The sequence below is a fragment of the Nonomuraea fastidiosa genome, from assembly GCF_042751225.1.
Classification (GTDB): Bacteria; Actinomycetota; Actinomycetes; order Streptosporangiales; family Streptosporangiaceae; genus Nonomuraea; species Nonomuraea fastidiosa.
In genome coordinates this window covers 5,344,477-5,360,534 of sequence record NZ_CP170570.1, presented here as the reverse complement: position 1 = coordinate 5,360,534, position 16,058 = coordinate 5,344,477, and the positions used below count along the sequence as shown (strand labels likewise).

Here is a 16,058-nt window from a genome sequence, read left to right as displayed (position 1 = left end):
CTCAGCTCGTGGCTCCGGCGGTGCCGTGCAGGGTGGCAGAGGAGTGCGGGCCGAACGCCATGGGCCCGCTGACCGTCGCGCCCGGCCCCACGGTCACCGTGGCGTTCATCGTGACCCCTGCCGCCTGCAAGCGGTAGGCCCCGGTGTCCACCTGGCGCTCCTCCAGGTAGTCGAGCACCGCCTCGGTGAGCCGGTGCTCGATCATCTTCACGTACTTGGCGACGTCGAGGGTCTGGATGTAGGTCTGCATGTCCGTGTCGGCGCCCAGTTCCCTGACGCTGCGCAGCGCCCCGTACGGGTAGACGATGTGCGCGCGCGGGTCGCGGGCCGTCACCCCCTGCCGGACGGCCTGCACCGCCGTGCGGACGACGCGCGCGGGCGCGGCGAGCACGTCGCGCAGCAGCCGCAGCCGCAGCACCCTGACGGCCTCCCAGGCGATGCGCCCCGGGTTCATCGACGGCAGCCGGTCCACCACGTGGTACGGATCCAGCACCGGCGGCAGCACGGTCACCACGAACTGCGTGTAGAGCATGCGGCCCTCGACCGCGAGGTAGATGAACGCCGAGGTGAGCGCCTCCTGCTCGGCCGCGGGCGCGACCAGCTCGCCCTTGGCGTCGCGGATCTCCTGCCCGGCGTTGCCGATCGTCACGCGCTGGTAATAGCGCACGCCGCCCTGCGGGTGGCGGGTGATGGCGGCGATCTCCTCGGGCGTGGCCTGGTACCTCGGCAGGCCGTCCTTGCCGATGAACGGGTGCGCGCCGGGCAGCCGCCGCCCGGTCCAGTCGGCCACGGTGAACAGGCCGCGCATCACCACGTGGTCGCCGATGTCCAGCCGCTGGACGCCCTCGTTGGGCCGTAACACGTGGTCGCGCATCTCGGCCATCCGCCGCCGGACGAAGGCGTGCAGGTCGACGGGGTCGATGTCCACGGGCGTGTGCTGCCGCCTGCTGCCCGCGCCGTCGCGTACGCGGTCGAGCTCGACCGCGATGGACCAGGTCCGCTCGACTCTCCCGGCGCCCAGGAAGGCGTTCTCGTTGCCGTACATGGTGATGTTGCCCCACTGGGCGCGGCGGATGTAGTCGAGGCGGGCGCTGGTCTGGGGGTGGACGGCCCGGCCCGGCGGCTCCGGCGTGCCCGGCCTGAGCGAGCCGGCCAGCGTGAGGTAAATGACGACCCGGTAGATCACGGCGACGCCGAGCGTAGCGGCGGGGACGAACAGCGACTGCGTGAGCGTGCCGCCGGCTCCCAGGGCCGCGAGCGGTTCTGGGAGGCCGAAGTCGGAAGAGCCGTAGCCGAGAGAGTCGTAACGGCCGGTGTCGAACATCGCGATGTAGAGGCTGAAGATCACCGCCGCGAACATGGAGAAGATCCCATAGACGGCCCAGAACCAGATGAGCAGCCGCAGGATGATCGGCCAGCGCCGTACGCGGCGTCCGGTGAGCAGAGCGAACGGGATCAGCACGAAGATCCAGTTCAGCGCGGTGAGGGGCGATATCAGCAGCCCGGCCGCGAACAGCGCGGAGATGAGGATGTCGCGGATGAGAAGCAGCTGCTGCGAGCGCCGACAGTGGTGGAGCACCGGGATGAGGTCGAACCCGCCGTAGGAGGGCGGGACCGCCCGGTAGGGGTCGGCAAGCAGCTCGTCGAGAACCCGGTAACGGAATTCACTGTCGAGGTAGGCGGCGGCGCACAGGTAGCGCGTCACGTTGCTCATAGGAACGCCGGCGTTCTGCACGACCATGAGCCCTCTCCCATCATTTCTCCTTGAGGGCAGAGCTTATGAGCGGCGAACGCTGCACGTGTGGGTTGTTAGCAAATAGTCTCTCGTCCGTAGCGCGAAACACCGAGCCTTCCACTAATTCCAACACACCCCTTTCTACCCATTTTCCTGTTACATTTCCGGGAGGGTGCTGTGGCGTACGAATCAGGGTCTGATCGCCGGTGCGGACGGTGTGGATCGCACGTCGGCTCCCTCGCCCAATGCCCCCGCTGCGGCGTCCCGCAGATACAGCAGGGCGGCCTCCCCGTCTCCACTCCGGGCACCGGCCCCACACCTGCGCCGGGCGGCGGCGATGAGCCCGACCGGCTGCGCCCGCCAGCCCCGGCGTGGCGGCGAGCTCCGGCGCTGGCCGGCGCGATCGCGGCGGTGCTGACGCTCGCCTTGGCCGGGTGGATCGTCGTCGGTCGCACGGGCGGCGATGCGGCTGCTGGCGGCGGCGCGGACCAGGCCGAGGCCGCGGAACGGCTTCCGGAGAGCGCCTCGGACGCGCAGGCGGGTGAGAACGCCGGCCCGAGTCCGACGAGGCCGAGCCCGGCACGAAGACCGACTCCTCCGACACCGACGGCTCCGATACCGACGAGACTGGCGACACCGAGGAGCGGGCCAGGGGGCAGGCCAAGGAGGTGAACAGGCTGCTGTCGAGCAGCACGTCCGCCCGTTCCGGCCTGAGCGAGGCCCTCGACGCCGCCGCCCGGTGCGAGAGCGCCGGGCCGAGCAGGATCGAGGAGATCACAGAATCCCGCCGCACCCAGCTCTCCGCCGCACGGAGCCTGACGGTGTCGGCGCTGACGGACGGAGCGCAGCTTAAGGACGCCCTGGTGACCGCGCTGGACGCCTCCTATCAGGCCGATCGCGCGTTCCTGGCCTGGGCGCGGAAGCTCGCGGCGTCGGGATGCCCGGGTGCGGTGCGGGAGCACCGCGATTACCTGCGGGGACTCGACTGGTCGAGGGCGGCGCAGGAGGCGAAGGCGCGTTTCGCCCGATCGTGGCGGCCGATCGCCGAGACGTACGATCTGACCGCTTGGAAAGCCGACCAGATCTGATCAGCGGCCTTTTCGCCTTACCAGACGGCTTTTCTACCCGCCGTTTCACGAAATTTCGGCTCGGCCTGATTCCAGGGACCGACCGCCACGACGGCTCCAGATCGAGGCCCCGCTTTCCACCGCGCCTTCCACCGGGCTTTCCACCGGACTTTCGGCCGTGCTTTCTGCCGGTCTTTCCGCCGTCCTTTGTGAGCGATGCGCGGGATGAAACGCCGATGAAACGCGCTCAGCGTGTGGTTGACGAGCCCGCGCCCGAGCGCTTAGGTTCGCGGAGATCGACGAAACATATCGTCATTTTTCCGAAAACTTTCGGAGGCGCCATGTTACGCGGAATCCTCGCGATCGGCCTGCTCGGCCTCCCCGCCGTACACCCAGGGCACCCGGCACCGCCCCCGGCCATCACCGTCAACGAGCGCGTCAGGCACCAGGAGATCGACGGCTTCGGCATCTCCCAGGCGTTCCGCCGCAACGAGCTGCTCAAGGCGCTGCCCGCCGCCAAGCAGCGCGAGGTGCTCGACCTGTGGTTCCACCGCACCAAGGGGGCCGGGCTGAGCATCCTGCGGCTCGGCATCGGCTCCTCCCCCGCGGGCAGCCCGTACGACCACATGGTCTCGATCCAGCCCGAGGACCCCGGCGGCCCGGACGCCCCGCCCAAGTACATGTGGGACGGCGACGACAACAGCCAGGTCTGGGTGGCCAAGGAGGCCAAGCGGTACGGGGTCGAGCGGTTCTTCGCCGACGCCTGGAGCGCCCCCGGCTACATGAAGGACAACGGCGACGACAAGAACGGCGGCACGCTGCTGCCCGAGTGGCGGCGCGCGTACGCGAAGTACCTGGTGGCGTACACGCAGTTCTACGCCGAGGAAGGCATCAAGATCACCGACCTGGGCTTCACGAACGAGCCCGACTACACGGCCCCGTACGCGTCCATGCGCTTCACCCCGGAGCAGGCCGCCGAGTTCGTCAAGGTGCTCGGGCCGATCGCGCGCGACACGAACGTGGTCTGCTGCGACTCGTTCGGCTGGCGCGAGGCCAAGGCGTACACGGCGGCCATCGAGGCCGACCCGGAGGCGCGGCGCTGGGTGAAGACGCACACGGGCCACACGTACGCGAGCCCGGTGGACGGCCCGCTGCCGACGTCCAGGAAGACGTGGATGTCGGAGTGGAACCCCAGCGGGAACACCTGGAACGAGGCGTGGGACGACGGCAGCGGCTATGACGGCATGACGATCGCCAAGGCCGTGCACGACGCGCTCACGCTGGGCAACGTCAGCGCGTACGTCTACTGGCTGGGCGGCTCGCGCGGCGAGACCAGGGCGCTGCTGCAGCTCGACGACGAGGCGGGCGAGTACCACGTCTCGAAGCGGCTGTGGGCGCTGGCCGGCTACAGCCGGTTCATCAGGCCGGGCGCGGTCCGGCTTGAGGCGGGGGCGGCCGATCCGGCGCTGAAGGTCTCGGCGTTCCGCAACCGCGACGGCTCGAAGGTGATCGTGGCGCTCAACACCGGCACGGCCCCGGTCGAGTGGACGGGCGTGCGGGGCCGGGCTTCGGCGTACGTGACGGACGAGGCCCGCTCGATGGCCCCGGTGAGCGTCGGGAGGGGCGCGGTGACGCTGGCGCCGCGCGCGCTCACCACGGTCGTCATCCGCTGACCTGGACGGCTCCCCACCCGGCGGAACGGGTGGGGAGCGGGTCAGCCCCTGGTGAGGCCCGGTGTCAGCCCCAGACCTCCTGGGCGGTCTCCACGATGAGCCGGAGCTTGGCGAACTGCTGCTCCTCGGTCAGTTCGTTGCCCTCGACGGTGGAGGAGAAGCCGCATTGCGGAGACAGGCAGAGCTGGTCGAGGTCGACGTACTTGGCGGCCTCGTCGATGCGCCGCTTGAGCGTGTCCTTCGACTCCAGCTCCCCGTGCTTGGTGGTGACCAGGCCGAGCACGATCATCTTGCCCTTCGGCACGAACCGCAGCGGCTCGAAGCCGCCGGAGCGCTCGTCGTCGTACTCGAGGAAGAAGCCGTCCACGTTCAGCTCGTTGAACAGGGCCTCGGCGACGAAGTCGTAGGAGCCGGACGCGGCCCAGGAGGAGCGGAAGTTGCCCCGGCACATGTGGGTGGTGACGGTCATGCCGTCGGGCTTGGCGGCCAGCGCGGCGTTGATCTGCTTGATGTAGCGCAGGTGCATGTGGTCGGCGTCGTCGCCGCGCTCGGCCAGCTCGGCGCGCTGTGCGGGGTCGTTGAGATAGGCCAGGCTGGTGTCGTCGAACTGCAGGTACGTGCAGCCGAGCTCACCGATCCTCCGCACCTGTTCGGCGTAGGCGGCGCTGAGGTCGTGCCAGAACTCCTCGACGTCGGGATAGACCTTCGGGTCGATGGCGGCGGGCCCGCCGCGGTAGTGGACCATGCTGGGCGACGGGATGGTCAGCTTGGGCGTGACGCCCTCGCCGGCGGTGTCGCGCAGGAAGGTGAAGGCGTCGGCGAAGATCGGCTCGTTGAGCGTGATGCGGTCGTGCACGCGCAGCGCGGCGGGGGTGAACTCGATGTCGCCGCGCTCGTTGTGGAAGCGCACGGTGATCTTCTCGTCGTCGGCCTGCCCGATGCCGCCGAGCCGGTAGATGAAGTCCATGTGCCAGGAGGACCGGCGGAACTCGCCGTCGGTGGCGCTTTGCAGCCCGACCTCGCGCTGCTTGCGTACCACGTCCCTGATGGCCGCGTCCTCGGCGGCGCGCAGCTCGTCGCCGGTGAGGGTCTGGCGGGCGCGCAGCAGCTCCTGGGGACGCAGCAGGCTGCCGACGTGGTCGGCGCGGAAGGGCGGTGAGGTACGCATGGGGATCATCCTCCTCCGTAGAGCTTTCTCAGCGGGGCCTTGAGGAGCTTGCCCGCCGCGTTCTTGGGCAGTTCCCCGACGAATTCCACATATTTCGGGATCTTGTAGCGGGCGAGGCGTCCGTCCAGGTGCTTGAGCAGGTCGTCCGCGCCGGCCCGGTGATCGGGGCGGAGCACGACCAGGGCCTTGCCGACCTCGCCCCACCGCTCGTCCGGCACCCCGATCACGGCGCACTCGGCGACGGCCGGGTGCTCGTACAGGGCGCTCTCAACCTCGGCGGGGTAGATGTTCTCGCCGCCGGAGATGATCAGGTCGTTGATGCGGTCGGAGATGCGCACGTAGCCGTCCTCGTCGGCCACGCCGATGTCGCCCGAGCGGAACCAGCCGTCGTCCGACAGCACCTTGGCGGTGTCCTCGGGCCGCCGCCAGTAGCCGGCCATGACGTTGGGGCCCTGCACGTACAGCTCGCCGGGCCGGCCCGGCGCGGCGGGCGAGCCGTCGGGGGCGACCAGCCGGACGTCGGAGAAGAAGCACGGCACCCCGGCCGTGCCCGCCTTGTCCACCGAGCGCTCGGCGCCCAGGAAGAGCGCGCCGGGCGAGGTCTCCGTCATGCCGTATCCCTGCAGGAACGTCAGCCCCCGCTCCTGGTACGTCCTGATCAGCGGCTCGGGCACCGGCGCTCCCCCGCACAGCAGGTGGCGCAGGCTCGACAGGTCGGCGGTCGGCCAGCGCGGCGACTGGGCGATGAAGCCGAACATCGACGGCACACCGAACATCACCGTCACCCGCTCGCGCTCGATGAGGTCGTAGGTGCGGTCCACGTCGAACGACGGCTCCAGCACGGCCCTGCCGCCCTTGAGCACGCACGGGATCAGCGTCTGCGCCAGCGCAGCGATGTGGAACATGGGCGCGCTGATCAGCACCACCTCGTCGTGCGCCAGCGGCACGTCCACGAGCAGGTTGACCGCGTTCCACGTGAGGTTGCCGTGGGTGAGCATGGCGCCCTTGGGGCGTCCCGTGGTGCCCGAGGTGTACATGATCAGGCAGATGTCGTCCTGGCTCACCGGCTCGTCGACCGGCTCGGGCGAGCCGGACGCGATCAGCTCCTCGTACTCCGCGGCGCCCACGTGCCTGCCGGGCAGCCCGCCGCCGTCGCGCTCCTCGCCGAGCACGAGCACGGCGGCCTCGGCGTCCTCCAGGATGTAGCGCAGCTCGGGCTCGGCCAGGCGGGTGTTGAGCGGCACGAACACGGCCCCCAGCAGCCCGGCGGCGAAGAACGTCTCCACCATCGCGGGCTGGTTGACCCCGAGGAAGGCGACCCGGTCGCCGCGCCGCACGCCGAGTGTTCCGCCAAGGGCGCAGGCCAGCCGATAGACACGTTCCAGCAGCTCACGGTAGGTGCGATCGCGCCCGCGGTAGGACAGCGCCACCCGCTCGGGCGTCATGCGCGCTCTGCGCGCCGGCCACGAGCCGATCCCTTGATTCCGCATCGGGCCCTCCTCGACGCTCAAGCCCTCAAGTTAGGCCACTTTTCGACTGCTGTCACGGTTCTGCCGAACTTTCGTCCGGGACGGTGTCGAGAAGATCGGCCACGATGCCGGCCGCCTGCGGCCTGAACCGCTCGTGCAGCGAGTGGCAGACCCGCTGCGCCTTCTCGGCCGGCCAGTCGTGCGGCAGGTAGCGCAGCGGCAGCCGCGGATCGGTCCTGATGATCTGCAGCCAGCCGGTCAGCAGCATGAGCGAGCGGGCCAGGTCGTCGGGGGCCTCGGGGGCCGGGTCGGCGGTGTCCCAGCGGCGCAGGAACTCCCGGTAGCGCTCGCCGAGCCCTTCGAGGTCGTAGGCGTCGCGGACGAGGGCCTGCATGTCGGTCGGAGTCCTGGGCTCGGCGGCGAACACCTTGACGTTCGCGCCCAGGTCCTCGATCACGCCGGTGGCGTCCACCTCGCCCGGGGCGATCCACAGGCCGTTCTGCAGCGGGCCGAAGCCCGCCCAGACCAGCCGCGAGCGCAGCTCGTGCCGCTGGCGCTGCCACGACTCCGGCAGCGAGAAGCCGATCAGCGTCCAGCGGTCGGCGTCGGAGTCGTTGACTACGCCGCTGTGCCAGATGCGCCGCTCGCCGTCCTTGAGCACCTCGGTGCTGATGGGGGTGAGGCCGAAGTACATGCGCCGGCCCGAGCGCTGGCGGCGCAGCAGGCCGCGCCGCACCATCCTGGTCAGCGTCGAGCGGGTCGCCTCCTCCGAGATGCCGACCTTGCCGAACGCCTCGATGAAGCTCCGCGAGGCGACGCAGATCCCGCGGCCGTACACGTAGTCGCCGAGGAAGGTCAGGATCGCGGATTGGGGCCTCATTGCGGGTCTCCCGATATTCGGCACTCTATTGACAGCCGTAATGTACCTGCCTACTGTCGGGGCCACCATCGCCCGGTCTCGGAGGTCCTGATGCGCAGGCTTCTACCGTCCCTGGCTTGTCTCCTACTTGCGATCACCGCGTGCGGGGGCGGTGGTGACGGCGGGGGCGGCGGCTCGGGTGGGCAGGACCCGATCAAGATCGGCCTGATCGTCTCCCTGACCGGCAACTACACGCCGCTCGGCAGCGAGGACAAGAAGGCCGTCGAGCTGGCCGTCGAGCAGGTCAACCAGCAGGGCGGGCTGCTCGGCCGCAAGGTGGAGCTGATCACCAGAGACGACAAGACCGCACCCGACCAGGGCATCGTCGCCTACAACCAGATCAAGGGCGAGATCGACGCACTGATCGGGCCGGTGTTCTCCAACTCTGCGCTCGCCATCGAGCCGCTGGCGCAGCGCGACAAGATGCCGTACCTGTCGCTCGCCCCGGCCCAGGAGCAGGTCGAGCCGATCAAGTCGTACATCTTCGTCACCCCCGCCCTGTCCAGCATGTACGCCGAGCGCTTCCTGCAGTACATCCAGGCCGAGGGCATCAAGACGATCGCCGTGGCCTGGGATTCCAAGAGCGCCTACTCGGTCTCGGGACACAAGGCGATGGTGGAGCTCGCGCCCAAGTACGGCGTGACGATCGCCGTCGACGAGCCGTACGAGACCACGACCTCCGACTTCAGCCCCGTGTTCACCCACGTGCGCGACTCCGACGCCGAGGCCCTGGTGTTCTGGGGCTCGGGCGCGCCCGGCGTGACGGCGGCCAAGCAGTACAAGGCGTCGGGGCTGAAGACCCCGCTGTTCCTCACCGGCTCGCAGGCCAGCAAGCTCTGGCTGGAGCCGATGGGCGACGCCGCGGAAGGCATGATCGTGCAGAGCGCGATCGGCGTGGTGGGCGAGCACCTGCCCGACGGCAAGCAGAAGCAGGTCATCGACCAGATGGCGGGGCCGTACGAGGAGAAGCACGGCTATCCGCCGCCGCAGTTCGCCCAGGACGGCTACAGCGCCTCGCTGCTGCTGTTCGAGGCGATCAAGAAGGCCGGCAGCACCGACAAGACCAAGATCCAGCAGGCGCTGGAGACCATGGACCTGATCACGCCCAACGGCCGCTTCCGTTACTCCCCCACCGACCACTCCGGGCTCACTCCCGAGTACATTTCGATCAACACGGTCAAGAACGGCGAGTTCGTCCCGACCGAGTGGGCCAAGGAGCAGCTCGCCAAGACCGTCTCGGCGCTGGGGTAGGCGTGCTCGAGGTCACCGGCGTCTCCCGCTCCTTCGGCGGCGTCTACGCCGTCCGCGACGTGTCGCTGAACGTCGCGGACGGCGAGACCTGTGCCGTCATCGGCCCGAACGGAGCCGGGAAGTCCACCCTGTTCAACCTCATCACCGGGCACCTGGCCGCCGACTCCGGCCGCATCTCCTTCCTCGGCCGCCGGGTGGACCGGCTGCCGCCGCACCGTAGGGCCAGGCTCGGCATGTCGATCGTCTTCCAGGCGGCCCGGGTCTTCCACGGCATGACGGTCAGGGAGAACGTCATGGTCGGCGCGCACGGGCGTACCCGGGCCGGGTTCGTCTCCGCGGCGCTGCGGCTGCCCCGGCACCGGGGCGACGAACGGGAGATCGGCGCCGCCGCGGATGACGCACTGGAGCGGGTCGGCCTGGCCGAGTGGGCCGACCGCCCCGCCGACCGGCTGCCCATCGGCCAGCAGCGGGCGCTGCAGCTCGCCCGCGCGCTGTGCGCCCGGCCCCGGCTGCTGCTGCTCGACGAGCCCGCGTCCGGCCTGCGCGGCGAGGAGCGCGAACGCCTCGCCACGCTGGTGGAGGAGCTGCGGGCCGACGGGCTGACGATCCTGCTCATCGAGCACGACGTGGCGTTCGTGACCCGGCTGGCCGACCGCATCGTGGTGCTCGACCTCGGTCAGGTCATCGCCGACGGCCCGCCCGCCGAGGTCAGGGCCGACCCCCTCGTGCTCGCCGCCTACCTCGGACAGGCCTCATGATCGACGTCCAGGACCTGGTGGTCTCGTACGGCACCGCGACCGCGCTCGACCACGTCACGCTGACCGTCGGCAAGGGCGAGATGGTGGCCCTGCTCGGACCCAACGGCGCCGGCAAGTCGACGCTCGCCAACACCCTCGCCGGGCTGCTGCGGCCGGCCTCCGGCAGCGTGCGGATCGACGGCAGGCTCGCGCTCATCCCCGAGGGCCGCCAGCTCTTCCCCGACCTGTCCGTGGCCGACAACCTCGCGCTCGGCGGCTGGCGCTCCGGCCGACGCGACCCGTCCGCCGTGTACGAGCTGCTGCCCCGCCTGGCCGAGCTGGCCGGGCGGCGGGCCGGGGTGCTGTCCGGCGGCGAGCAGCAGATGGTGGCCTTCGGCCGGGCCCTGATGTCCGAGCCTGACGCGCTCGTGGTGGACGAGCTGTCGCTCGGGCTCGCCCCCGGCGTCACCGCCGACCTGGCCGCCCACCTCGCCGAGCTGAACCGCTCCCGCGGGCTGACCGTGCTGCTCATCGAGCAGAACGCGCGGCTGGCGTTCGACCTGTGCTCGCGGGCGTACGTGCTGGAGTCGGGGCGGCTGGTCACCGAGGGCGAGTGCGCGCGGCTGGCCGACGACCCCCGGGTGGCCGGCGCGTACCTGGGAGGAGCGATCACGTGAACGGTCCCAGGGAGGTGGCGCGGTGAGCGCGTTCCTCACGTACCTGCTGAACGGCCTGGCCGTCGGCTGCGCCATCGCGCTCATCGCCAGCGGCCTGGTCACCATCCACCGCGTCACCGGCGTGGTGAACTTCGCCCAGGGCACCTTCGCCGTCGTCGCGGGCCTGTGCACGTCGTCGCTGCTCGGACTCGGCTTCCCGCACGGGCTGAGCGAGGTGGCCGCCGTGCTCGCCGCCGCGCTCGCCGGGCTGCTCACCGGCCTTGCCGCCATCGGCAGGCCGGGCACCACGCCGCTGTCGTCGCTGATCGTCACGCTCGGCGTGGGCGTGCTGGCGTACGCGGTCGAGATCGTGCTGTGGGGCGACCAGCCACGCTCCGCCCCCGGGCTGGCCGGCTCGGTGGTGATCGCGGGGGCACGCATCCAGACCCAGCACCTGCTGGTCATCGGGGTGACCGCGGCCACGTTCGCGCTGCTGGCCTTCTTCTTCGGGCGCACCTACCTGGGCAAGGCGCTGACCGCGTGCGCGTCCAACCCGTACGCCGCCCGCGTCGTCGGCATCGACGTGCGGCGGATGGGGCTGCTCGCGTTCGCGCTCGGCGGGCTGCTCGGCGGCATCGCCGGGGTGCTGGTGACGCCGCTGCGGCCGATCTCGTTCGACACCGACGTCACGCTCATCGTCAACGCCTTCGCCGCCGCCGTCTTCGGCGCGCTCACCCGGCCCGTGATCGCGCTGGTGGGCGCGCTGCTGCTGGGCGTCGCCGAGACCATGGCCGCCGGTTACGGCTACGGCTCGCACCAACTGGAGATCGCGCTCGGGCTGATGATCGTGGTCATGATCGTGCAGGCGAGCCGCCGTACCACGCTCTCCCAGGAGTCCGCATGATCAGGATCGTCGCCGGGCTTCTCGCCGCCGCCGTCACGCTCGCCCTGCCCGCGGTGCTCGACGACAGCGCGCTCGCCGTGTACATCCTGCTCGGCCTCGCCGCCATCGTCACCGTCGGTGTGTCGCTGCTCATGGGGTACGCCGGGCAGGTCTCGCTCGGCCAGGGCGCCTTCTACGCCATCGGTGCCTACACCGCCGCGCTGCTCGCGCTCGGCGGCGTGCCCCCGGTCGCAGGACTGGTCGCCGCGCCCGTCGTGGCCGCCGCGTCCGCGCTCGTCATCGGCGTCCCGCTGCTGCGCCTGCGCGGCCACCACCTCGCCTTCGCCACCCTCGCCATGCAGCTCATCCTGCTGTCGCTGGCCGGGCAGCTCGAATTCACCGGCGGCGACATCGGGCTGCAGGCCATCCCGCAGTTCTCCATCGGGTCGTTCGAGGCCGAGAGCGCCGTCGCCTACGCGTACCTCACCTGGGGCGGGCTCGCGCTCGTCCTCCTGATCACCCACAACGTGATCACCTCGCGTCCCGGCCGGGCCCTGCGCGCGCTGGCCACCAGCGAGACCGCGGCCGCCTCGTCCGGCATCCCCGTCGGGCGCTACAAGCTGGTCGTCTTCGCGCTGTCCGCCGCCTTCGCCGGGCTCGCCGGGGGCATCTACTGCTTCTACACCGGGTACGTCGCGCCCGGCTCCTTCCCCGTGCTGATCTCCATCCAGTACATCGTCATGGCCGTGGTCGGCGGGCTCGGCACGCTGTGGGGCGCGGTCGTGGGGGCCGCCGCCATCACGCTGCTCGTGCAGGGGCTCGACGGGCTCGCCACGCTGCCGGGGATGCCGTCGTACGCGCCCAGCGTGCTGTCGTACGCGGTGTACGCGCTCGTCCTCATCGTCGTCGTGCTGTTCCTGCCCCAGGGGCTGTTGCCCGCCGTGTCCGAGCGGTTCTCCAGGAGGCGGCGGGTGCGCGAGGAGCGTGCCCGGTGACGGCTGCCGTGCGGAAAGCACGTCCTGTGAGAGTTGCCGTGCGAGGGACGCGCCGGTGAGGGATGCCGTGCGAGGGACGCGCCCGTGAGGGATGCCGTGCGAGGCGCGCGCCGGTGAGAGTTGCCGTGTAGGAGGCGCGCCGGTGAGAGTTGCCGTGTGGAGGACGCCGCCGGCGGCTGCTGCCGTGGGGTTGGAGTGCCAGGTGAATTGCGTTTTGCGGCGAATGTGCCCTTTCACGGCCGACATCCGCGCGTAACACTGGACGCTGTGTCCCCTGTCACACGTGTTCCTGCGGTGCACGACCTTCGGGAGGAGCGCGGCGCCTCTTCGGAAGAGCGCGGCCTCGCGGGCTTAGGCGGCCCGCCTGGGGTGCGCGATCTACCTGGGCCGCGTGGCCTTCCGGAGGCGTACGGCCTGCCTGGGGTGCGCGGCCTGCCTGGGGTGCGCGGCATTCCGGCGGTGCGCGGTCGCGGCGCGGAGGAGCAGGCGCTGCGGCGGCTCCTCGACGGCGCCCGCGACGGCGACGGCGGGGCCCTGGTGCTGGTGGGCGAGCCCGGCATGGGCAGGACCACCCTGCTCGACCTCGTCGCCGGGCTGGCCGGGGAGGAGTTCCTGGTGCTGCGGGTGTCGGGGGTGGCCGCCGAGTCGCGGCTACCGTACGCCGGGTTGCACGGCTTGTTACGTCCGGTCGCCGGGGACGCCGCCGCCCTGCTGCCGGAACCGCAGCTCCGCGCCCTGGCCCCGGTGCTGCAACCAGAGCTGTCGTCCACGGCTGAAGGCGGCGAGACGGTGGCGGGCGCGGCCCAGGGCGGCGGGCCGACGTTGCCCGTGCCCGCACCTACTGCGGCTGAGGGTGGCGGGCCGATGCCACCCGCGGCAGCGCCAGGCGCGACCCGGGGCGGCGGGCTGGCGTTGCCCGCGGCCGTGCTCGCGCTCCTGGCGGCGGTCGCGGCCGAGCGGCCGGTGCTCGCCTGCGTGGACGACATGCACCTGCTGGATCCCGCCAGCCGCGAGGCGCTGGCGTTCACGGCCAGGCGGGTGGCGGGCGAGCGGGTGGCCCTGGTGTTCACCACCCGTACCGGCGAGCCACCGGAGCCCCGTACAGACGAGAACGGGACAGCCGAGACGGCGGGAACGGGCGGTAGCGCACGGGACCGCGCGGCCCGAACAGGCGGAACGGCGCCGGGCCGGGCGGCGGGAACGGGCGGGGCGGTGCCCGGCTGGGCGGCGGGGCTGCCGGTGCTGACGCTGGGCGGGTTGGACGGGACGGCCGTACGCGAGCTGGCCGACGACCTGGCACCGGGCGAGATCACCGACGAGCTGCTGGCCGCACTGAACCAGATCGCCCGCGGCAACCCGTTGGCGCTTACCGAGCTGATCGGCTCGCTCACCAGGGACCAGCTGAGCGGCGTCGCCGCCCCGCCCGAGACGCTGCCCAGGGACGGCCGCCTGTGGCGGGAACAGGCGTCCCGGCTGGCCGCGCTGCCCGAGGAGACCGTACGGCTGCTGCTGCTCGTCGCCGCCGACCCGGAGATCGACGTGCCCGCGCTGCTCGCCGCCGCCCGCCCGAGTTGCGCGCTCGCCGTCCTGGAGCCGGCGGAGCGCGCCGGCGTCCTGCACGCCATCGGCGACCGGTACGCCTTCCGCGACCCGGCTCTGCGCGGCGTCGCCTACCACGGGGCCTCGCTCCTCCAGCGCCGCACCGCCCACCGCCGCCTCGCCACGCTCATCGAGCCGGGGGACGACCGGCCGGGCGCGCGGCTCAGGCGGGCGTGGCACCGCGCCTGGGCCATGGACGCCGCCCCCGACGAGCTGGCCGACGACCTCGCAGCGGCGGCCAGGGACGACCGCACGCCGGGCGGGCACCCCGAGACGTACCAGGCGCTGGAAAGGGCGGCCGAGCTGACCGGCCGGCACCGCCCCGAGAAGGCGGAACGGCTCGCCGCGGCGGCCAGGCACGCCTGGGTGGCCGGCCGCCCGCAGGTGGCCCGCGCGCTGCTGGCCCGCCTGCACGGCCTGGCGGCGGCGCCCAACGAGGTGCGCGCCCGCGTACGCCTCCTGCGCGGCAGCCTGGAACTCCTCGGCGGCGAGACCGGCAGCGCCAGGGAAGAACTGCTGGCCGCGGCGACGTGGCTGCTGGAGAGCCACCGCGTCCTGGGGGTGCGGGCGCTGGTGCGGGCGGCGGACGCCAGCTACCGCGCGGGCGACAACCGCCAGTTCATCGCGATCGCCCGGCAGGCGGCGGCTTTGCGCCGTCCGGACGAGCCGGTGCCCGCGCAGCTCATGTTCGAGTACCTGGAAGGGATGGCCGCCACGTTCAGCGGCGCGCACCGGGAGGCGGCGGCGCCGCTGCGCCGGGTGGTGGAGCTGGCGGGCGCGGTGGACGACCCGTCGGTGCTGGTGTGGGGGTGCGTGGCGAGCATGCTGCTGGGCGAGGAGGCCTCCGCGCAGCGCCTGTCGGCCCGCGCGCTGGAGGCGGCCGGTGTGCGCGGTGCGGCCTCGGCGATGCCGCAGCTTCTGGAGTACTCGATCTATCCGGAGGTGTGGACGGGCCGCTACGCGTCGGTGGCCGAGACCGCGGCCCGCGGCCTGCGCCTGGCCAGGGAGGCGGGCCAGCTCAACACGGCGGCCCAGCACCTGGCCTGGCTGGCGATGACGGCGGCGGTGGAGGGCGACCAGGAGACGTGCCGGATGCGCGCGGACGCCGCCATCGACCTGGCCGGGGCGCACGACCTGGGCATCGCCGGTGCGATCGGCACGTGGGCGCTGGCCTGCCTCGACCTGGCGGCCGGTCGCCCTGCGGACGCGGCGGGCCGGTTGCGTGCCGAGCGGCGTACCAACCGCCATGTGGTGATCCGCGTGATGGCCACGCCGCACCTGATCGAGGCGTGCGCGCGTACCGGCGATCATGAGGGCGCCGAGGAGGCGCTGAAGGTGCTTGAAGGCTGGGTGGGCAGCACGCGCAGCCCCGATCTGCGGGCGCTGGTCGCCCGCTGCCGCGCCCTGCTCGCCGGTCCCGGCGAGGCGGACGAGCTGTTCAGGGAGGCGCTGGAGCTGCACGCGCAGGGCGGCCACGAGTTCGAGGCGGCGAGGACGCGGCTGCTGTACGGCAGCGCGCTGCGCCGCGACCGCCGCCCTGGCGCGGCGAGGGCGCATCTGCATGCGGCGCTGGAGACGTTCGAACGCTACGGCGCCCGCCTGTGGACCGAGCAGGCCAGGACCGAGCTGCGCGCTTCGGGCGAACCGGTCGGCCCGGCCCCGGCGGCGGCCACCGCCCGGCTGACCGCGCAGCAGCTGCGGATCGCCCGCATGGTGGCCGAGGGCGCCACCAACAAGGAGGTGGCCGAGCAGCTGTTCCTCAGCCCCCGTACGATCGAGCACCACCTGCGCAACATCTTCACCCGGCTCGGCGTCCGCTCCCGCGTCGAACTGGTAAGGCTCATGTCCTGATCGAGGACCGGTGATTTCACCGATGCACGGTTGACCGCCGCTCCGAACAATGGCG

Annotated in this window: 12 protein-coding genes; 8 read left to right on the top strand and 4 right to left on the bottom strand. The window is 71.8% G+C overall.

Annotation, left to right across the window (positions count from 1 at the left end; translation table 11 throughout):
* Nucleotide 1: 1 nt before the first annotated feature.
* Complete coding sequence (locus ACFMQL_RS24890; protein WP_378787243.1) at nt 2-1,741, bottom strand: hypothetical protein; 1,740 nt, start codon at nt 1,739-1,741, stop codon at nt 2-4.
* A 662-nt stretch (nt 1,742-2,403) separates the two neighbouring features.
* Here ACFMQL_RS24890 and ACFMQL_RS24885 point away from each other — a divergent pair.
* The gene (locus ACFMQL_RS24885; RefSeq protein ID WP_378787242.1) at nt 2,404-2,823 is read left to right on the top strand and encodes a hypothetical protein; all 420 of its coding nucleotides are present in this window, start codon (nt 2,404-2,406) and stop codon (nt 2,821-2,823) included.
* A 320-nt stretch (nt 2,824-3,143) separates the two neighbouring features.
* A complete protein-coding gene (locus ACFMQL_RS24880) occupies nt 3,144-4,475 on the top strand; it encodes a glycoside hydrolase (RefSeq protein WP_364056563.1) in 1,332 nt (443 codons plus the stop codon).
* Nucleotides 4,476-4,539: 64 nt separating this feature from the next.
* On the opposite strand, the gene ACFMQL_RS24875 is transcribed toward ACFMQL_RS24880, so the two are convergent.
* Genes ACFMQL_RS24875 through ACFMQL_RS24865 form a run of 3 tightly spaced genes read right to left on the bottom strand, consistent with a single transcriptional unit; the run spans nt 4,540 to nt 7,992 of the window.
* Complete coding sequence (locus ACFMQL_RS24875) at nt 4,540-5,643, bottom strand: 5-methyltetrahydropteroyltriglutamate--homocysteine S-methyltransferase (RefSeq protein WP_364056566.1); 1,104 nt, start codon at nt 5,641-5,643, stop codon at nt 4,540-4,542.
* A gap of 5 nt (nt 5,644-5,648) precedes the next feature.
* Entirely contained in the window at nt 5,649-7,133 is a 1,485-nt protein-coding gene (locus tag ACFMQL_RS24870; protein ID WP_364056568.1) for a long-chain fatty acid--CoA ligase, read from the bottom strand.
* Between the two features lie 52 nt (nt 7,134-7,185).
* Entirely contained in the window at nt 7,186-7,992 is an 807-nt protein-coding gene (locus tag ACFMQL_RS24865) for a PaaX family transcriptional regulator C-terminal domain-containing protein (protein ID WP_364056570.1), read from the bottom strand.
* A 90-nt stretch (nt 7,993-8,082) separates the two neighbouring features.
* Between ACFMQL_RS24865 and ACFMQL_RS24860 the strand changes: the two genes are divergently transcribed.
* From ACFMQL_RS24860 to ACFMQL_RS24835, 6 genes are all read left to right on the top strand, one after another.
* Entirely contained in the window at nt 8,083-9,282 is a 1,200-nt protein-coding gene (locus tag ACFMQL_RS24860; RefSeq protein ID WP_364056573.1) for an ABC transporter substrate-binding protein, read from the top strand.
* A gap of 2 nt (nt 9,283-9,284) precedes the next feature.
* Nucleotides 9,285-10,040 (top strand): ABC transporter ATP-binding protein, encoded by a 756-nt coding sequence (locus tag ACFMQL_RS24855; protein WP_378787238.1) that lies wholly within the window; start codon nt 9,285-9,287, stop codon nt 10,038-10,040.
* Complete coding sequence (locus ACFMQL_RS24850) at nt 10,037-10,696, top strand: ABC transporter ATP-binding protein (protein WP_364056579.1); 660 nt, start codon at nt 10,037-10,039, stop codon at nt 10,694-10,696. Before ACFMQL_RS24855 ends, ACFMQL_RS24850 begins: the two co-directional genes overlap by 4 nt.
* Nucleotides 10,697-10,718: 22 nt before the next feature.
* On the top strand, nt 10,719-11,579 hold the full coding sequence (locus ACFMQL_RS24845; RefSeq protein ID WP_364056582.1) for a branched-chain amino acid ABC transporter permease: 861 nt from the start codon (nt 10,719-10,721) through the stop codon (nt 11,577-11,579).
* Complete coding sequence (locus ACFMQL_RS24840) at nt 11,576-12,553, top strand: branched-chain amino acid ABC transporter permease (RefSeq protein ID WP_364056585.1); 978 nt, start codon at nt 11,576-11,578, stop codon at nt 12,551-12,553. Before ACFMQL_RS24845 ends, ACFMQL_RS24840 begins: the two co-directional genes overlap by 4 nt.
* Nucleotides 12,554-12,994: 441 nt before the next feature.
* The gene (locus tag ACFMQL_RS24835) at nt 12,995-16,003 is read left to right on the top strand and encodes an AAA family ATPase (protein ID WP_378787235.1); all 3,009 of its coding nucleotides are present in this window, start codon (nt 12,995-12,997) and stop codon (nt 16,001-16,003) included.
* Nucleotides 16,004-16,058 lie beyond the last annotated feature (55 nt).